This window comes from Bradyrhizobium sp. 956_D2_N1_4 (genome assembly GCF_052076025.1).
Classification (GTDB): Bacteria; Pseudomonadota; Alphaproteobacteria; order Rhizobiales; family Xanthobacteraceae; genus Bradyrhizobium; species Bradyrhizobium barranii.
The window spans coordinates 6,858,971-6,876,219 of record NZ_CP197237.1 but is presented as its reverse complement, the minus strand read 5'-3'; the positions used below and the strand labels follow the sequence as shown (position 1 = coordinate 6,876,219).

At 65.1% G+C, this 17,249-nt stretch carries 17 protein-coding genes; 2 read left to right on the top strand and 15 right to left on the bottom strand.

The features are described from left to right. Positions 1–52 precede the first annotated feature (52 nt). The 7 genes from AB7535_RS32555 to AB7535_RS32525 all read right to left on the bottom strand — a co-directional run bounded on the left by AB7535_RS32555 (position 53) and on the right by AB7535_RS32525 (position 7,749). On the bottom strand, positions 53–1,525 hold the full coding sequence (locus AB7535_RS32555) for an amidase (RefSeq protein WP_354102359.1): 1,473 nt from the start codon (positions 1,523–1,525) through the stop codon (positions 53–55). 232 nt (positions 1,526–1,757) lie between these two features. After that, the gene (gene mbfA / locus AB7535_RS32550) at positions 1,758–2,729 is read right to left on the bottom strand and encodes an iron exporter MbfA (RefSeq protein WP_085403465.1); all 972 of its coding nucleotides are present in this window, start codon (positions 2,727–2,729) and stop codon (positions 1,758–1,760) included. Between the two features lie 65 nt (positions 2,730–2,794). Continuing rightward, positions 2,795–3,937, bottom strand: a complete 1,143-nt coding sequence (locus AB7535_RS32545) for an alpha/beta hydrolase (RefSeq protein WP_354102360.1) — start codon at positions 3,935–3,937, stop codon at positions 2,795–2,797. A gap of 123 nt (positions 3,938–4,060) precedes the next feature. After that, positions 4,061–4,930 carry an MBL fold metallo-hydrolase gene (locus AB7535_RS32540; protein WP_354102361.1) on the bottom strand — a complete coding sequence of 290 codons (870 nt, stop codon included), beginning with the start codon at positions 4,928–4,930 and terminating at the stop codon, positions 4,061–4,063. A 103-nt stretch (positions 4,931–5,033) separates the two neighbouring features. After that, a complete protein-coding gene (locus AB7535_RS32535) occupies positions 5,034–5,645 on the bottom strand; it encodes a glutathione S-transferase family protein (protein WP_028157261.1) in 612 nt (203 codons plus the stop codon). A 185-nt stretch (positions 5,646–5,830) separates the two neighbouring features. Continuing rightward, positions 5,831–6,673, bottom strand: coding sequence for a fumarylacetoacetate hydrolase family protein (locus AB7535_RS32530; RefSeq protein WP_071916817.1), 843 nt, complete (start codon positions 6,671–6,673; stop codon positions 5,831–5,833). 224 nt (positions 6,674–6,897) lie between these two features. Next, positions 6,898–7,749: an MBL fold metallo-hydrolase gene (locus AB7535_RS32525; protein ID WP_354113436.1), complete on the bottom strand. Its 852-nt coding sequence runs from the start codon at positions 7,747–7,749 to the stop codon at positions 6,898–6,900. Positions 7,750–7,870: 121 nt separating this feature from the next. Here AB7535_RS32525 and AB7535_RS32520 point away from each other — a divergent pair, with 121 nt between their 5' ends. After that, the gene (locus AB7535_RS32520) at positions 7,871–8,302 is read left to right on the top strand and encodes a DUF3775 domain-containing protein (RefSeq protein ID WP_071916815.1); all 432 of its coding nucleotides are present in this window, start codon (positions 7,871–7,873) and stop codon (positions 8,300–8,302) included. Between the two features lie 4 nt (positions 8,303–8,306). Here the strand turns inward: AB7535_RS32520 and AB7535_RS32515 are convergent, their stop codons facing one another. The 3 genes from AB7535_RS32515 to AB7535_RS32505 form a co-directional block, all read right to left on the bottom strand. Further along, the gene (locus AB7535_RS32515; RefSeq protein ID WP_354102363.1) at positions 8,307–9,296 is read right to left on the bottom strand and encodes an NADPH:quinone reductase; all 990 of its coding nucleotides are present in this window, start codon (positions 9,294–9,296) and stop codon (positions 8,307–8,309) included. Further along, positions 9,293–10,075, bottom strand: a complete 783-nt coding sequence (locus tag AB7535_RS32510; protein WP_014498394.1) for an SDR family oxidoreductase — start codon at positions 10,073–10,075, stop codon at positions 9,293–9,295. The genes AB7535_RS32515 and AB7535_RS32510 overlap by 4 nt, the downstream gene beginning before the upstream one ends. A 184-nt stretch (positions 10,076–10,259) precedes the next feature. Beyond that, positions 10,260–10,772: a CvpA family protein gene (locus AB7535_RS32505; protein WP_354102364.1), complete on the bottom strand. Its 513-nt coding sequence runs from the start codon at positions 10,770–10,772 to the stop codon at positions 10,260–10,262. A gap of 138 nt (positions 10,773–10,910) precedes the next feature. On the opposite strand from AB7535_RS32505, the gene AB7535_RS32500 reads away from it, so the two are divergent. Beyond that, a complete protein-coding gene (locus tag AB7535_RS32500; protein WP_354102365.1) occupies positions 10,911–11,672 on the top strand; it encodes an SDR family oxidoreductase in 762 nt (253 codons plus the stop codon). A 166-nt stretch (positions 11,673–11,838) separates the two neighbouring features. Here the strand turns inward: AB7535_RS32500 and AB7535_RS32495 are convergent, their stop codons facing one another. From AB7535_RS32495 to AB7535_RS32475, 5 genes are all read right to left on the bottom strand, one after another. Next, positions 11,839–12,927, bottom strand: coding sequence for an FUSC family protein (locus AB7535_RS32495; protein WP_354113437.1), 1,089 nt, complete (start codon positions 12,925–12,927; stop codon positions 11,839–11,841). Further along, complete coding sequence (locus tag AB7535_RS32490) at positions 12,924–13,073, bottom strand: hypothetical protein (protein ID WP_439037456.1); 150 nt, start codon at positions 13,071–13,073, stop codon at positions 12,924–12,926. Before AB7535_RS32490 ends, AB7535_RS32495 begins: the two co-directional genes overlap by 4 nt. Next, a complete protein-coding gene (locus AB7535_RS32485) occupies positions 13,033–13,893 on the bottom strand; it encodes an HlyD family secretion protein (protein WP_439037455.1) in 861 nt (286 codons plus the stop codon). The genes AB7535_RS32490 and AB7535_RS32485 overlap by 41 nt, the downstream gene beginning before the upstream one ends. 105 nt (positions 13,894–13,998) lie before the next feature. Beyond that, the gene (locus AB7535_RS32480; protein WP_354102368.1) at positions 13,999–15,597 is read right to left on the bottom strand and encodes a GMC family oxidoreductase; all 1,599 of its coding nucleotides are present in this window, start codon (positions 15,595–15,597) and stop codon (positions 13,999–14,001) included. 113 nt (positions 15,598–15,710) lie between these two features. Beyond that, complete coding sequence (locus tag AB7535_RS32475) at positions 15,711–17,156, bottom strand: coniferyl aldehyde dehydrogenase (RefSeq protein WP_354102369.1); 1,446 nt, start codon at positions 17,154–17,156, stop codon at positions 15,711–15,713. Positions 17,157–17,249: the final 93 nt, after the last annotated feature.

The window sequence follows — 17,249 nt, the reverse complement described above, 5'->3', positions numbered from 1 at the left end:
GATGCAGTCTGGATTGCTTCGTCGCAAGGGCTCCTCGCAATGACGGGAGGCACTAGTCATTGAACAAAGGGGGCGGCACGAACCCGCCGAATTCGCGCTCGATCAGCTCGGCGAGCTTGAGCGGCGTGCGGTCTTCCAGCCACGGGCCGACGATCTGCACGCCGATGGGCAGTCCATCAGGCGCAAAGCCCGTCGGAATCGCGGTCGAGGGCAGACCGGGGAGCGTCGCGATGCCCGGCCAGGCGAGCTGGTCCGGATAGACGTGCTCCTTGCCGTCGATCTTGATCCGCCGCTGCTCCTGCTCCGGCGAATGATCGTGCGGATAGGCCGCCGTCGGCATCACCGGGCAGATCACGGCGTCGTACGTCTTGAACAGCTCGCGCCATTGCGCGCGCAGGCGGGTGCGCCCGCCGTTGGCCGCCTGCCAGTCGCGATGGTTGAGCGCGATACCGCGCAGCCGTTCCGCAGCCAAGCTGTTGTCGCCCTCTGGCAACGCCGCTGCGGCTGCCTTGGCGCCGGCGTAGACATCCGGCGCGAAGGTCGAGCCGAGAAACGACATCAGCATGCGCATATAGAGCCGCGAGGAGGCCGCGAAATCCGGCAGCAGCGGGCTGCTGCGCTCGATCTTGACGCCAGCCTTGGCGAGATTGTCGGCCAGCCGGTTGATCGTGCCGCGCACGGCGGTGTCGGTCGGCAGCACCGGATCGGTATCGATCACCAGCACGCGGAAATCCTTGAATGCCGTGTGGCGCGCCGCCGGCAGCTCGAGCCGGTAGGCGAGGCCAGCGTCGATCGGATCGGGCCCGGCCATCACGTCGAGCACAAGCGAAAGATCGGCGGCGCTGCGCGCCATCGGGCCGATCACCGAGAGATCGCGCTCGAACGGCAAAGGCGGCAGCGGCGGCGGCGTGTGGCCGCGCATGGCGACGAGACTGAAGGTCGGCTTGTGCGCATAGATGCCGCAATGGAAGGCGGGCACGCGCAGCGAGCCGCCGATGTCGGAGCCGATCGACAGCGGGCCATAGCCCGCGGCGAGCGCGGCAGACGAGCCGCCGGACGAGCCGCCCGGCGTGCGGCCGAGATCGTAGGGGTTGTTGGTGGTGCCGTAGATGTCGTTGTAGCTTTGCCAGTCGCCGAGCCCGAGCGGCACGTTGGTCTTGCCGACGATGACGGTGCCGGCGTCCTTCACCCGCGTGACTGGCAGTGCGTCTTCCTTTGCGACAAAATCCTTCTGCGCGGGAATGCCCCAGGTCGTGGGCAGGCCGGCGACGTTGTAGGATTCCTTCACGGTGATTGGGAGGCCGAGCAGCGGCTTCCGCTCGCCGCGCGCCCGCGCCGCGTCCGCGTCCCGCGCGGCGCTAAGCGCACGGTCGAAATCCCGGACGCAGATCGCGTTGACCTTGCCGTCGTGACGTTCGATGCGATCGATCGCATCCTGCGTGAGCTCGACCGCGGAGACCTTCTTTGCGGTCAACGCGGCCGACAGCTCGACCGCGCTCTTGTAACTCCATTCCGATTTCGCCACGACATGCTCCTGCGCTTCCCTGATGGGATGATGCGCAGTTTGACCGAATGCCGCAACCGCCGTTTGATCGCGATTGATATGCCGGTAGGACGGAACGAGGACAGCCAAGCACAAGGTCGGTGTCATCGCCCGGCTTGACCGGGCGATCCAGTATTCCGAGACGGCTGTGATTGATCGGATAGGCCGCGGCGTACTGGATGCCCCGCTTTCGCGGGGCATGACACCGAGGTAGCTACGCCGCCCCGATCAAGATCCCCACCGCCAGCACGATCGCGCCGCCGAGCACGATCTGGAACACGGCCTGGAGGAACGGGGTGTCCATGTAGCGCGCGCGGATGAAGGCGATCGCCCACAATTCGAAGAACACGACGACGCCGGCGATTCCCGTCGCGATCCAGAATGCGTTCGGCCAGCTGTCTGGGACGAGATAAGGCAGGGTGTGGCCGAGCCCGCCGAGCGTCGTCATTGCGCCGCAGGTGATGCCGCGCAGCCATGGCGAACCGCGCCCGGTGAGCGAGCCGTCGTCGGACAGCGCCTCGGCAAAGCCCATGCTGATGCCGGCGCCGATCGAGGCGGCGAGGCCGACCAGAAACGTCTGCCAGTTCTGGTGGGTGGCGAAAGCTGCGGCGAACAGCGGCGCCAGCGTCGAGACCGATCCGTCCATCAGGCCGGCGAGGCCCGGCTGCACATATTGCAGCACGAACATCCGCCGTCGCGTGCGATCTTCCTCGGCGCGCACGTCCGGCTTCAGGATTTCGTCGGTCAGCGCGACGGCGCGGTTCTCGTGATGCTTTTCCTCCTCGGCGAGATCGCCGAGCAGGCGGCGCACGCCGACATCCTCGGCCTGCTCGGCGGCTCGCGCGTAGAAGCGCTCGGCCTCGAGCTCCATGGTCTCGACCTCTTTCCGGATGGTGTCGAGCGGCAGGTTTTTCGTCAGCCAGATCGGCCGCCGGCGCAGAAAGCCTTTGACGTTCTCGCGGCGGATCGGCGGCAGGTGCTGGCCGAAGCGTTCCTCATAGAGTTTCAGCAGCCGATGCCGGTGGCCGCGTTCCTCCTCGGCCATCTCCTCGAAAATCTTCGACGTGTCCGGGTAACGCTCGCGCAAGTCCTCGGCGAAGGTCATGTAGATGCGGCTGTCCTCCTCCTCGGAGGAGATCGCGACCGCAAGCACCTCGCGCTCGGTCAGTTCGGCAAAAGTCTTCACAGCGGCCCTGTTTGATAGTTTAGAATTATTCTAAACTATATAAGGCCCGGGGTTCCCGGGTCAAATCAGGCGGCTTTTGCGAGGAACTCGAGCAGCAAGCGGCTCACCTCGGCCGGCTGTTCCTGCTGCACCCAATGGCCGGCGCCGTCGACGAGGTGACAGCTGAGCATCTTCGTGCAGCCGCGCCCCTGCATCGCTTCGAACACGCCGGGGCGCTGATAGGTGCCCCAATCCTGCTTGCCCGAGATGAAGCAGGAGGGCACGTCGATGCTGCGGCCCGCAAACAGCTGCATCTCGCTGTTGAGCATGCCCGAGGTGCCGTAGCGGTACCATTGCAAGCCCCCCTGGAATCCGGTGCGGCCGTATTCGGCGCTGTAATAGGCGAGGTCGCTGTCCGGCAGCCATTGGTTGGCGGCGATCGCGGCCGGCGAGGGCATCTCCTTCGCAACCGTCTCCGCCATCGTCTTGCCGGCGTCCATCACGTAGTAGGTCGGCAGCTTGGCGAGTTCGCCCGCGGACCACGACTTCAGCGAATATGGCTTGTTGTCGGTCCAGTCCGCACTCTTGTGGTGGTAGTAGGCGCGCAGGAAATCGTGCACGCCCTGCGGCGCGTGCTGCATGTCGGCGTTGGCCGGGCGCGTCGCGTAATACCATTGATAGTGTTTGCGCGGGCGTGGCAGCGCGGCGAGCTCGCGATGCACGGGGTCTTCGACTGCAGGCTTTGCCGGCACATCGACCGTGCCAAACGGCATCGGTGGCGCTCCGCCGAAGGGCGCGCTCATCAGCGTCACCGAGCGAAACACGTCGGGCCGGATCAGGGCGCACCAGGCCGCGACCGGGCTGCCGAAATCATGCCCGGCGAGATCGACCTGCCTGTAGCCGAACGCCGACACCAGGGCGAGCGCGTCGCGGACGAGGTTGAGGAGCGAGAACGGCGTGAGATCGCCGTCGTAATCCGCGGTCCATCCCGTGGTGCGGCCATAGCCGCGCTGGTCCGGCGCGATCACGTGATAGCCGGCCGCGGCCAGCACCGGCATCACCTTGCGCCAGGAGAAGGCGAGCTCGGGAAAGCCGTGCAGCAGCAGGATGCAGGGCCGGCCCGCGGTCTCGAAGCCTGCCTCGAGCACATGCATGCGCAAGCCGTTGATGCCGTCGACGTAACGCGAGCGGATGCCGGCGGGGAGAGGGATGTCGGGGAGGTCGGCCATTTTTTGTTTCCTCGTCATGGCCGGGCTTGTCCCGGCCATCCACGTTCTTGTTGCCGTTGATTGTAAGAACGTGGATGCCCGGGACAAGCCCGGGCATGACGGAAGCCGGGCGATTGCCGCGCGCTAAACCGCCGCACACACGAACGCGCTGCCCTTGCGCCTGATCTTCCCGACCGACGGCGAGGGGAAATGCGCGGTGCAGCACAGCGTGTCGGTGTCGCAATAGCGCTCCAGAAAGCTGCGGCGCGTTTTCGCCGCTGCGGCCGGGTCGACGTCGAACTTGATCGACAGCTCCGGATAGAGCGTCTGCAGCGGTGAATGCATGAGGTCGCCGGAGAACACGGCGTCGTCCTTGCCGCGGCCCATCGTGATGGCGATATGGCCGGGCGTATGTCCCGGCGTCGGCAGGATGCGGACGTGATCACCGATCTGGTGATCGTTGCCGACCAGCTCGTGACGCCTGGCCTCGACCACCGGCAGCACGCTGTCGGCGAAGGGCGGAATCTCCGCCTTTGCATTCTCCGCGAACCAATGGTCGTATTCCTGCTTCGCAAAGAGATAGCGCGCCTTCGGGAAGGTCGGCACCCAGCGGCCGTTCTCCAGTCGCGTGTTCCAGCCGACGTGATCGACATGCAGATGCGTGCACATCACGAAATCGATGTCGTCGACCGCAAACCCGGCTGCGTTGAGTCCGCGCAAGTACGTGTCGTCGGTCTTCATGTTCCATTTCGGCCGCTGCGGGCGCGGCTTGTCGTTGCCGATGCAGCTGTCGATCAGGATGGTGTGGTGCGGCGTCTTCACCACATAGGACTGGAAGCACAGGAGCAGTACGTCCTGCTCGTCCAGCGCCTTGGCCTGCCGCATCCATGCCCGGTTCTCGGCCAGCACCTCGGCCGTCAATCCCGGCAGCATTTCCAGTGCCGGGACGAACGAGGTTTCCTGCTCGATGACGCGATGGATGGTGAGATCGCCGACCGCGTATTTCAGGCTCATGAGAACTCCCGCTGTACAGCATGATCCGGAAAAGTGTGCAGCGGTTTTCCGACAAGATCATGCTCAAACAACAATCCTAAGGCGCGATGATGTTCGTCGCGCTTTAGGCGGCTGGAGGCACCGAGATCTTGACCGAGGGGCGCTCCAGCATCTTCTGGTGGAAGGCGTCGAGTTTCGGATAGGCCTTGCGCCAGCCGCAATCGGCGAAGCGGAAGTCGGCATAGCCGAGCACGCACACGAGGCCGATCTGCGAGATATCGAACGGGCCGTTCAAAACTTCGGGCATGTTCTCGAAGCGCGCCATGCCGGTCCAGGCCCGGTTCCAGTGGTCGTCCGACCATGCCTGCCATTGCAGGCCCTGCGGCCGCACCATCTTCTCGTAGCGGCACAGCAGCATGGAATCGAGCATGCCGTTGATCAGGGAGTGATTGGTCTTGGCCTTCCAGCGCCGCGGGCCGTAATCGGGGATCAGGCTGCCGCCGGCCATCTCGTTGAGATATTCGACGATCACATAGGAATCCAGAATGACGTCGCCGTCATTGGTGATCAGCACCGGCAGCTTCTTCAGCGGCGTGATGCGCGAATAATCCTCATTGACCGTGCCCGGCGCGACGGTCGCGGGCGTCAGCTCGATCTTGTCGATCAGCCCGAGCTCGATCGCGGCGATGCGCACCTTGCGGGCGAAGGGCGAGGCGGCGGAGAAGGAGAGTTTCATGGGGAAATAACCTCTATCCAGACAGACGGTCCGCATCCTGAGGAGCGCGCAGCCTGGCGCGCGTCTCGAAGGATGGACAACGGGAGGTGTTCTTGCATCACCCGGCGCGAACGTCGGGTGACTGTACTCTTGGCGCATCCTTCGAGACGCGCGCCTTGCGCGCTCCTCAGGATGAGGGCGGAGGCTTACGCCGCCACGATCTCCTGGCGCTGCTCGCCGAGGCCTTCGATGCCGAGCGTGACGACGTCGCCGACATTGAGGAAGGTCGGCGGCTTCATGCCGAGACCGACGCCGGGCGGGGTGCCGGTGGTGATGATGTCGCCCGGCAGCAAGGTCATGAACTGCGACACGTAGGAGACGCATTTGGCCATGGAGAAGATCATGGTCTGGGTCGAGCCGGTCTGGCGGCGCTGGCCGTTGACGTCGAGCCACATCGACAGGTTCTGCACGTCCTTGATCTCGTCCTTGGTCGCGAGCCACGGGCCGACCGGGCCGAAGGTGTCGTGCGACTTGCCCTTGGTCCACTGGCCCAGGCGCTCGGTCTGGAAGGCGCGCTCGGAGACGTCGTTGCAGACGCAATAGCCGGCGACGTAGTTCAGCGCATCGGCTTCCGAGACATACTTGGCGCGGGTGCCGATGATGGCGGCGATCTCGACTTCCCAGTCGAGCTTGGTCGAGCCGCGCGGCTTCTCGACCGCATCGTTCGGACCGGACAGCGAGGTGTTGGCCTTCATGAAGATGATCGGCTCGGTCGGGATCGCGGCGCCGGTTTCCTTGGCGTGGTCGCTGTAGTTGAGGCCGATGGCGACGAATTTCGAGATGCCGGTGACGGGCGCGCCGAAGCGCGGCTTGCCGGAGACGGCGGGCAGGGAGGCCGGGTCAAGGCCCGCCAGCTTCTTCAGGGATTCCGGCGAATAGGCCTCGCCGGTCAGGTCCTTCACATGCGCCGACAGGTCGCGCAATTGGCCGGATTTGTCGATCAGGCCGGGCTTTTCCGCACCCTTTTCGCCATAACGAACAAGCTTCATTCTCGTTTCTCCCTGGAGATGGACCGATCGGTTAAATAGCTTCATGGAACAGGGCGGCGGGAAATTCAACCGCTCAAAGTGGGGCGCATTGCAGCCCTTCCTTTGTAGGGTGGGCAAAGGCGCGGAGCGCCGTGCCCACCAATTCTTTTTGGTGGCCCGGTATGGTGGGCACGCGGAGCCTGTCATCGGGCGCGCATTCGCGCGCCCCGGTGGCTTTGCCCACCCTACGATTGCAGCGCCACAAATTTGAACGCATCCCCGTCCCGCTTGATGTGCCCGGCCGAGAAATGCCCGCCGATCACCAGCGTCGGGGTATCGGCAAAGCGCGAGAACACCTTGTGCCGCGACGCGGCCGATTGGGCGGTGTCGGTGTCGACGACCGAGCACCAGTCGAGATGCGCCATCTGGCAGGGGTGATGGGCGACGTCGCCGCTGAGCAACCCTTGTTCGCCGCCGGACTCGATCAGGACGCTCATATGCCCGGGGCTGTGGCCGGGGGTCGGGATCACGCTGATCTCCTCGCAGAGCCGGTGGTCGCTCGGGATCAACTCGACCCGGCCCGCATCGACGACCGGCTTCACGGAATCGTTGAACACCGCGACCTTGTCCGGCTCGGCCGTATAGTCGCGCCAATATTCATACTCGGTCTTGCCGAACAGGTAGCGCGCCCTGGGGAAAGTCGGCACCCATTTGCCATCGACGAGCTTTGTATTCCAGCCGACATGGTCGACATGAAGATGCGTGCACAGCACGGTGTCGATGCTGTCAGGGGGAAAGCCCGCTTCCGTCATGGTCTCCAGAAACGGCGTGCTGCGGTTATTCCAGACCGGGACACCGCGGCCCTGCTTGTCGTTGCCAAGGCCAGTGTCGACCACGATGCGGCGCGTCGGCGTCTCCACCACCAGCGAGTGGATCGACATTTTCAGCCGGCCCTCCTCGGTGGCGAAATGCGGGATCAGCCAGGGCAGCTTCTGGATCTCGTCACTGGTCGCGGCCGGCAGGATGAAGCGGGTCGAGCCGACCGTCTCCATTTCCACGATCTTGGTGATTTTGACCTTGCCCACGGTCCACGGCATGCGGCGATCCCAATTTTCTTGCTTTCGCGAAAGATGCGGCCTTCCGCCGTCGAACGCAATGGATCATCTGTCGCGATGTTGCGTTATCGGGGGAACCCCGAGACAGCCAGAGAGAGCGACGATGCCAGAGCTTGCCATTTCCGCCGAGAAGGTCGCCTTCATCATCGAGAAGGCCCGCGAATTCGACGTCAAGGAGGCGGCGTCCGACCCTGACTCGGGCTCCAATCCCTCTGATGATGACGAGATCGACGTGCTCGAGGACACGAATTCCGACCCGGTCGCAGCCGAGCTCTCCGGTTTCATCCGCGCGCTGAACGAGGACGAGCAGCTCGATCTCGTCACGATGATGTGGCTCGGCCGCGGCGATGGCGAAGTGGAGGAGTGGGACGATCTGCGTGCCCGCGCCGCCGAGGCGCGCGCTGAATACAAGAACCCGCGTCGCGAAACGGTGCAATATCTGCTGGGCGAGCCGATGCTGGGCGATCTGCTCGCCGACGGCATGGATGAGCTCGGCATCGACTGGACCGACGAGCGGACCACGCCGGTATCCTAAGTCGTTATCGCGCGCAATCCACGATCACGGTGCCGAGCTTGTCACCCTTCTCGATCGCGAGATGGGCTTGCGCTGTGTCCGACAGCGCGAACTGCGCCGCGACGTTGTGAATGCGCGGCCCTGCCGCCAGCCATTTCGTGATGTCGGCCTGCGCCGCCGCGAGCAACGCCGGCGGCAGCGCGAACAGCACCAGCGTGCGAAGCGTGATGCACTTCTCCATCAGTTCGCGCATCGGTACCGTGGGTGTGCGGTTGCCGTTGGTGGCGTAGACGGCGATCGTCGAATTGAGCGCCATCAGCTTCAACGTCGTCGCGATGTTGCCGCCGAAATCGACATCGACCACGCGATCGACACCTCGTCCGCCGGTGAACGCCATCGCCTTGGCGACGACGTCCTCGTCCCTGTAGTTGACCACGAGATCGGCGCCCGCGCGCCGGGCCTGCTCCCCCTTCATCGCCGAGCTGACTGTCGCGATCACCTGCGCGCCGCCCCATTTGGCGAGCTGCACGGCATAATGGCCAACCGCGCCGGCGCCGCCGGTGACGAGCACGGTCTTGCCGACGATCGGCCCATCCGCAAACAGGCCGCACCATGCTGTCATCGCGGGGATGCCGAGCGTTGCGCCTTCCGCAAAGGAAAGATGATCCGGCAGCGGCGTCACCAGCTGCTCGGCGAGCGCGATATATTCGGCCGCCGTGCCGAAGGCGCGGCCGTTGCGCTGGCCGTTGAACAGCCAGACCCGGTCGCCGACCCTGAAGCGCGTTACGCCGTCGCCGATCTGGTCGACGAAACCCGCGCCGTCGCTGTTCGGAATGACGCGCGAAAATTCCATCGCGCGATAGCTGCCGCCGCGCCGGCCGACATCGGCCGGATTGACGCCGGAGGCCTCCAGGCGAATGCGAACTTCGCCTGGGCCAGCGACCGGCGTCGCCATCTCACGATAGGTGAGGACATCCGCCGCCGGTCCTGTTTGCTCGTACCAGACCGCTCTCACAGCGTTCCGGGGAAGGCGCCGCCGTCGAGCAAGATGTTCTGGCCCGTGATGAAGCCGGCCTTGGCGCCGCAGAGGAAGGCGCAGGCATAGCCGAACTCGTCGGGCTGGCCGAAGCGGCCGGCCGGGTTGAGTTTTGCTCGCTCGGCCAGGATCTGCTCCGGCGTCGTGCCGCGCTTGTCGGCCTCGGCCTTTGCGGTGCCGGTCAGGCGATCGGTCTCGAACGGACCCGGCAACAGGCCGTTGATGGTGACATTGTTGATCACGGTCTTGCGCGACAGGCCGGCGATGAAGCCGGTCAGGCCGGCGCGCGCGCCGTTGGAGAGGCCGAGGATGTCGATCGGCGCCTTCACCGCCGCCGAGGTGATGTTGACGATGCGGCCGAACTTGCGCGCCATCATGCCGTCGACGGTCGACTTGATCAGCTCGATCGGGGTGAGCATGTTGGCGTCGATCGCCTTGATCCAGTCGTCGCGGGTCCAGTTGCGGAAATCGCCGGGCGGCGGGCCGCCGGCATTGTTGATCAAAATGTCCGGCTCGGGGCAGGCCTTCAGCACGGCCTCGCGGCCGGCAGGCGTCGTGATGTCGCCGACGATCTCGGTGACCTTCACGCCCGGATAGGCTTTGCGGATGTCGTCGGCCGTCTTCTTCAGGGCTTCGGCGCCGCGCGCGGTCAGCGTGACGTCAACGCCGGCTTCCGCCAGCGAGATGGCGCAGGCGCGGCCGAGGCCCTTGCTGGATGCGCAGACGATGGCGCGGCGACCTTTGATCCCAAGATCCACTGTTTCACTCCCGTAATGTCAGGCAGGTTTTAGACGGGCCGCACTCTAGCCAATCGTGGCGCCGCTGATAAGGGAGGGGGCCGCGTCAAAATGCATGGCGCGGTCGCGCGGCGATGCAAATGTGCGGGCATGATCCGGAAAAGTGTGCAGCGGTTTTCCGAAAAGATCATGCCCAGACAATAAGCTAGATGCGCCGTTCCTGCTTGAGGCGGTCGATCGCCGCGGCGGCCTCCGGCGGCAATGTCTTGAAGCCCATCTTGCCGGCCGCCGAGAACAGCGGCCGCAGATGCGAACCGGCGAGGAACGGCGGCTGCCGGTTGGCCGGCACGATCTGGTCGAACACCAGCACCAGCGTGGTGGCGACGAGGCCGACCCTGACGGCGCCGAGTGCGGCGCCGGCGAGCCGGTCGCCGATCCCGGCTTCGCGTATCGTGTCGTTCAGCGCGAGGCGACCGATATATCCAAGGAGCATGCCGACGACCACGAAGATGCCGAAGAACCAGATCCAGTTTTGCAGCAGCGGCGCGTTCGGATTGCTCGCGACCTGCGGCACGATCAGCGGCATCAGTCCGACGGCGATGGGAGCGGCCAGGAGATAGGCGAGGATGGTCATGGCGCTGCCGAGCAGGCCAGTCCTGAAACCGAAGCCGATCGCGACGGCGAGTGCCGCATAGACCGCGAGATCGAAACTGTTCATGAGCGTCAGGCCTGCCTCGATGGAACGCTTGCGTCGATGGAACGAATGAACGCCGGACCGATCATTCCGGTTTCAGATCGTTAAAATCGTCTGTATTGGTGGCTCCAAAGCTCAGGGAAAACACTCAAGGCAAGCGTCATGTCAGACTTATTCGACGTCAGTCAAGAAACCATCCTAGTGACGGGCGCGAGCCAGGGGCTGGGGCGGCAATTTGCCCGGGTTCTGGCGGACCATGGCGCGGCCGTCGCGCTCGCCGCGCGGCAGACCGACAAGCTGAAGAGCCTGGAGGAGGAGATCCGCGGCAAGGGCGGCCGCGCTGCCGCGGTCGCGCTCGACGTCACTGACATGTCATCGATCGCCAAGGCCGTGGATGCCACGGAAGCCGCGCTCGGTCCGATCACGGTGCTGATCAACAATGCCGGCATCGCCATCGAGAAGCTCGCGACCGAGCAGACCGAAGCCGATTGGGACGCCGTGATCGGCGCCAATCTGAAAGGCGCTTATTTCCTCGCGACCGAAGTCGCGCGCCGCATGATCGCGCGCAAGCAGGAAGGCAACATCGTCAACATCGCTTCCGTGCTCGGCACCGGCGTGCTGAAGGCGGTGTCGCCCTATGCGATCTCCAAGGCCGGCATCCTCCAGGCGACCAGGGCGATGGCGCTGGAGCTCGCAGGCCAGAACATCCGCATCAACGCGCTGGCGCCCGGCTATATCGACACGGAAATGAATCACGCCTTCTGGTCCACTCCGCCGGGCGAACGCCTGACCAAGCGCATCCCGCAGCGCCGCGTCGGCGCCGAGTCCGATCTCGACGGCGCGATCCTGCTGCTGGCCTCGAAGGCGTCGCGGTACATGACGGGGAGTGTGGTGACGGTGGATGGCGGGTTCTTGTTGAATTGACTTTCTTCGCCTCTCCCCGGCTGCGGGGAGAGGCCGGATTTGCGCGCAGCGTAAAGCCGGGTGAGGGGGAGTCTCCGCGAGTCCAACTCTCACCGTTTTTGCCGAGATAGCCCCTCACCCCAACCCTCTCCCCGTAAGAACGGGGAGAGGGAGAAGAGCTACCGCATTATCTTGTTTCAGCGCTCCTAGCCGAGGGCGTCAGCAGGATAGCCACGATCTCGACGATCAGTAGCCCGCCGGTGATACCGGCAAGGCGCTCGATGCCGGGAATGATGCTGGACGGCGGCCCTGATCCCTGCACCATCGTCATGATGAAGACGACCGCGCCCTGTGTGCCGACATAGCCGATATCGCGCGCGCTCGCCTGGACATGCGCACCGACCCAGACCCCGATGGCAAGCGCGGCAAGCCAGGGCAGGAAGTTTTCGAACGAGGCGATCAGCACCGCGAGGCCGGCGAGGCCGCCGATCAGGCAGCCGAGGATGCGATGCGTGCCACGGGCCGCGATCTTCTCGCGATTCGCAGCATCGTCGTCGGATATTGCCGGCACGGCCATCACGGCCGCGACCGTGATCGCGGCCTGCGAGAAGCTCGGCAATTGCAGCCAGCTCCATGCCAGCGGCACCAGCATCACACCAAGGCCCGCGCGCATTGCGTGCTGGGTCGAGGCCCATTGCGCGCCGAGAAGGTCGGACCAGCCCGGCGCCCGCGCACGTGGTGGCGCATGATCCTCGCGCGGCGACAGCAGGTGCGAGACCAGAATGGCGGCGAGAGTGCCGATCGTCACCTCGGCAGTACGGTTGCAGGCGACTGACAGCGCCGAGGTCGGATCGTCGAGCGTTGCGAGCAGCACCATGTCGGCTGTGACGGCGCCGAGCAGCCAGGCATAGCCGTGGCGACTGACTTGCAGGCCGAGCACGCCGATGCTGCTTGCGACGAATAGTGCGAGGCTCAGTGCAACCTGGTCCTCGATCAGCCACGGGCTCAAGAGCAGGCCTGCAGCGGCACCGATCGCCGTACCGACGATGCGCAGGGCGCCGCGACGCAAGGAAGAGGGCGCCGTCACCTGCGTCGAGACGAAGGCACTGATCGCCGCCCACCATGGTGCGTCCACCCGCAGCACAAGCGCCACGATCACGGCCAGCGCGACGGACAGTGCAACGCGGCTGCAATGATGGCCGCGTGGGCCGGCCAGATCGATCTCCAGCAACTCCCGCCGCAATGCAGAGATCGCTCTCGTCGCGGCCCCGCTCATGGCAGCACGACCACCCTGGCGTCGGCACCCATATAGAGTCTCAGGTCGGGTGGCGGATCGACCAGCGTCAGCGTCACCGGAAAGCGGCGCTTGAGGCGGATCCAGTCAGTGGTCGGCGCCACGTAGTTGAGGAGGCGATTGGGCACGGGTTCGCGGCTGACGCCACGAGCAATGCCGGTCACCTTGGCACCGTAGATGCCAGGGATTTGAGTCCAGCGACACCCAGGCCGTGCTGCCGACGGCAAAGCCGCGGATGTAGCTTTCCTTGAAGTTGGCGACGATGCGCCAGGCGCGGGCATCGACGATGCCGATCAGCGGCACATCGGCCTGTGCAGTGTCGCCCACGCGCAGGCTGAGCGACGTCACCGTGCCGCTGGTTGGTGCGACCAGCTTGGTGCGGGCGAGCTGCCATTCTGCGAGTGCCAGCGCCGAATTGGCGCGGGTTTCGCTCGCCCGATGCATGGATAGCGTGGCCTCCGTCGCGGCGACCGACTCCTGTGCGGCGTCGCGTGCCGCATTCGCGCGCCGCAGCGTATCGCTCGCCTGGTCGAGCGCGACGCGGGAGACATCCTGGGCCGAGGCGAGCGTCGTCAGGCGCTTTTCGTTTTCGCTCGCAAAATCCGCGGCCGAGCTCGCCGCCGCCAACGCGTCCCGTGCCGATGCGATCCGGTGCTGGTCGGAGGCGATCTGCGCGCGGGCCTCGGCAAGATCGGCACGCCGCTGATCCAGGGCCAACTGGAAAGGTACGGGATCGATGCTCGCAAGCAGGTCGCCCTGGGCCACATCCTGATTGTCGGCGACATGTACGGCAATGATGCGCCCAGTCACCTGAGGCGCGAGCGCGACCAGATCGGACTGAACATAGGCGTCGTCGGTGAAGGCGACGAACGACGATATCACCTCATAGGCAACGAAAAGCGCCAGCGCGATCGCTGCCGCAAGTCCGACCCGTCGTCCACGCGTCATGTCAGGCAAAACTCCGAGGCAGCGGCGGGCATCAACTTCTCCGGGCTAGATGAGCAGTCTATCCTGGCCGGTTGCAGCTCGAAAAGTCCCGTTCGTGCCGCACCGCTAGTTTGTCCGCATCTCCCCCCTGATCATATCCGCCGCCTTCTCGCCAATCATGATGGTCGGTGCATTGGTATTGCCGCCGATCAGCGTCGGCATGATCGAGGCGTCGACGACGCGCAAGCCCTCGATGCCGTGCACCTTCAGCTTCGGATCGACCACCGACATCGGATCGGTGCCCATCTTGCAGGTGCCGACGGGGTGATAGACGGTGTCGACGCGATTGCGCAGGATGGCGCGGATGTCGTCGTCCGTTCTCACATCCGACGTGAACATGTCCTTCTTCTGCAACGCGCGCAGCGCGGGCGTCTCCATCAGCTGCCGCGTGGTCTTGAAGCCCGCGACCATCGACTCGAGATCTTCCGCCTCGCCCAGAAAGTTCGGATCGATCATCGGTGCAGCGAGCGGATCGGCGCTCTTCAGCCATACGCTGCCGCGGCTCTTCGGTCTGAGCAGGCAGACATGGCACGAGAAGCCCGCCTCTTTGTGCTTCTTGCGGCCGTGGTCGTCGAGCATCGCGATGACGAAGTGCAGCTGGATGTCTGGCACCGCGAGGTCGGGCCTGGTCTTCAGGAAGCCGCCACACTCGGCGAAATTGGTGGTCATCAGGCCGCGTCGCTCCCGGCGGTACCGCTGGATGGCGCGGAGCAGGGATGGCAACCGGCCGAGCGATGAATGAACGAAGTGCGGATAGTCGGAGGCGTAGACGAACACGAAATCCGGATGGTCCTGCAGATTGCGCCCGACGCCCGGCAAGTGATGCACGACGCCAATGCCGTGTGCGCGAAGCGCATCGCCATCGCCGATGCCCGACAGCATCAATAGCTGCGGTGACTGGAAGGCGCCGCCGGCGAGGATCACCTCGCGGCGGGCGCGCAGCTGCTTGGTCTGCTTGCCCTGCACATATTCGATGCCGACCGCGCGCCGGCCCTCGAACAGGATTTTCGTCGCCTGTGCCTGGGTCTCGACGCGCAGATTCGCGCGCTTGTCCATGTGAGGATTCAGATAGGCGCGTGCCGCGCTCCAGCGCTCGCCATGGTGCTGCGTCACCTGGTAGCTGCCGAGCCCTTCATGGTCTTCGGCGTTGAAGTCCTCGCGGATGCGGAACTGCGCCTCGCGCGCGGCCTGGTGGAAGACGTCATGGATCGGATTGTCCGAGCGCAGTCTGTTGACATGCAGCGGGCCGCCCTTGCCATGATACTCGCCGTCGAAATCGGAATTGTTCTCCGAATGCTTGAAATAGGGCAGCACGTCGGCATACGACCAGCCGGCATTGCCGAGCGAGGCCCAGTGGTCGTAATCCCACTTGTGGCCGCGGATGTAGACCATGGCGTTGATCGCCGACGAGCCGCCGAGGCCTTTGCCGCGCGGTTGATAGCCGATGCGGCCGTTCAATCCCTTCTGCGGCACGGTATCGAAGGCCCAGTTGGCCGCGCTATATGGCAAAGCGAGCCCGAATGGCGTGGTGATCCGCCAATTGTCGTTCCGTCCGCCAGCATCGAGCAGCGCCACGGACGTCGCCGGATCCTCCGACAGCCGCCCGGCCACCGCGCAGCCGCCGGAGCCCGCGCCCACGACGACGAAGTCGAATGTGTCAGTCACTGATGTTCCCCCCTCTGCATTTTCTTCTCGTCATTGCGAGCGAAGCGAAGCAATCCAGACTGTCTCCGCGGCGGGATTCTGGATTGCTTCGCTTCGCTCGCAATGACTGAAAGCTACGACATGAACCGCATCAACTTCTCCAGCCGCGCGATCTTGCCGCCGTAGGGCGGATAGAGGTCGGCGAGGCGGTTGAACTTGGAGCGATAAAACACCGGCTTCAGTTTGCTGAACGTGCGAAAGCCCCATTCGCCGTGATAGGCGCCGGTGCCGGATGCGCCGACGCCGCCCATCGGCTGGTTGGCTTGCGCGAAGTGGAACAGGCAGTCGTTGACGGTGACGCCGCCGGAGATCGTGCGCGACAGCACCTCGTCGCGGGCGGCGCGATCCTTGCCGAACCAGTAGAGCGCGAGCGGCCGGTCGCGGGCGTTGACGAAAGCGATCGCCTCCGCCGGATCGCGATAGCCCAGCACCGGCAGAATGGGGCCGAAAATCTCCTCCTGCATCGCCGCCATCGCCTCGGTCGCGCCGACGATCAGCGTCGGCGGGAATTTGCGGTGTGCTTTCCAGTTCGGATCGTCCGCCTTCGCCGGTTGCAGGATCTTTGCGCCGCGCTGGGCGGCATCCGCGACGAGATTTTCCAGCCGCGCATAGTGCCGGTCGGAGATGACGGAGGTGTAGTCCTTGTTGGCGGGATCGGTGCCGAACATGCGCCGCATCTGCGCGCGTACTTTTTCGGCGAAGGCCTGCAACGAGCGCTCGGGCACCAGCACATAGTCCGGCGCGATGCAGGTCTGCCCGGCGTTGAGCAGCTTTCCGTAGGCGATGCGCTCGGCCGCCTCCTCGAGATCGGCGGAGGCGTCGATGATCGCCGGCGACTTGCCGCCAAGCTCGAGCGTCACGGGCGTGAGATTGCGCCCGGCTGCCTCCGCGACCAGCCGGCCGACCCGGGTCGAGCCGGTGAACACCAGATGATCGAAGGGGAGGTGTGCGAAGCCTTTTGCGATTTCGTCCTCGACGCCTGTCACCAGTAGTTCGGTGGCATCGAATTTCGCGGCCACCGTCTCCTTCAGCAGCACTGAGAAGTGCGGCGAGAGTTCGCTCGGCTTGATGATGACCCGGTTGCCGGCGGCGATCGCGCCGATCGCGGGCGCAAGTGTGAGCTGGAGCGGATAATTCCAGGGCGCGATGATGCCGACGACGCCGAGCGGCTGCGGGATCAGGCGGTTGCGCGCGGGCAAAAATTGCAGCGCGGTGGCCACGCGCTGCGGCGCCATCCAGCTCTTCAGGTGCTTGGTCGCATGCCGGATCTCGGAGAACACCAGCATCGTCTCGGCGATGGTGGTCTCGACGGCCGAGCGGTGGCCGAAATCGGCCGAGATCGCCTGCCGGAAACGTTCCTCGTTGTCGGCGACCACAGTGCGCAGCCGCGCCAGCCGGTCGAGCCGCTCGGCCAGGTCGGGCGCCGGCTCGGCGCGCGCCCGCGCGACCATGGCCTCGAAGGCATCCTTCAGCGCCGGGAGTGGCGCGCTCGCCAAGGGGTGGTCCAAGGTATGGTCCATGGGTGGTCTCCCCTGAAAATGGCGTTTGCCCCCGGTTTTATTGCCCGCAAGCTGGGCCTTTGTGGAACTTCTGGCAAGAGCGCACCAAACGGG

Bases quoted from the DNA above. Each gene is read 5' to 3' on its own strand.
- AB7535_RS32545 (WP_354102360.1), bottom strand. From the start codon at position 3,937: ATGGCCGACCTCCCCGACATCCCTCTCCCCGCCGGCATCCGCTCGCGT.
- AB7535_RS32540 (WP_354102361.1), bottom strand. From the start codon at position 4,930: ATGAGCCTGAAATACGCGGTCGGCGATCTCACCATCCATCGCGTCATC.
- AB7535_RS32535 (WP_028157261.1), bottom strand. From the start codon at position 5,645: ATGAAACTCTCCTTCTCCGCCGCCTCGCCCTTCGCCCGCAAGGTGCGC.
- AB7535_RS32530 (WP_071916817.1), bottom strand. From the start codon at position 6,673: ATGAAGCTTGTTCGTTATGGCGAAAAGGGTGCGGAAAAGCCCGGCCTG.
- AB7535_RS32525 (WP_354113436.1), bottom strand. From the start codon at position 7,749: ATGCCGTGGACCGTGGGCAAGGTCAAAATCACCAAGATCGTGGAAATG.
- AB7535_RS32520 (WP_071916815.1), top strand. From the start codon at position 7,871: ATGCCAGAGCTTGCCATTTCCGCCGAGAAGGTCGCCTTCATCATCGAG.
- AB7535_RS32505 (WP_354102364.1), bottom strand. From the start codon at position 10,772: ATGAACAGTTTCGATCTCGCGGTCTATGCGGCACTCGCCGTCGCGATC.
- AB7535_RS32500 (WP_354102365.1), top strand. From the start codon at position 10,911: ATGTCAGACTTATTCGACGTCAGTCAAGAAACCATCCTAGTGACGGGC.
- AB7535_RS32495 (WP_354113437.1), bottom strand. From the start codon at position 12,927: ATGAGCGGGGCCGCGACGAGAGCGATCTCTGCATTGCGGCGGGAGTTG.
- AB7535_RS32485 (WP_439037455.1), bottom strand. From the start codon at position 13,893: ATGACGCGTGGACGACGGGTCGGACTTGCGGCAGCGATCGCGCTGGCG.
- AB7535_RS32475 (WP_354102369.1), bottom strand. From the start codon at position 17,156: ATGGACCATACCTTGGACCACCCCTTGGCGAGCGCGCCACTCCCGGCG.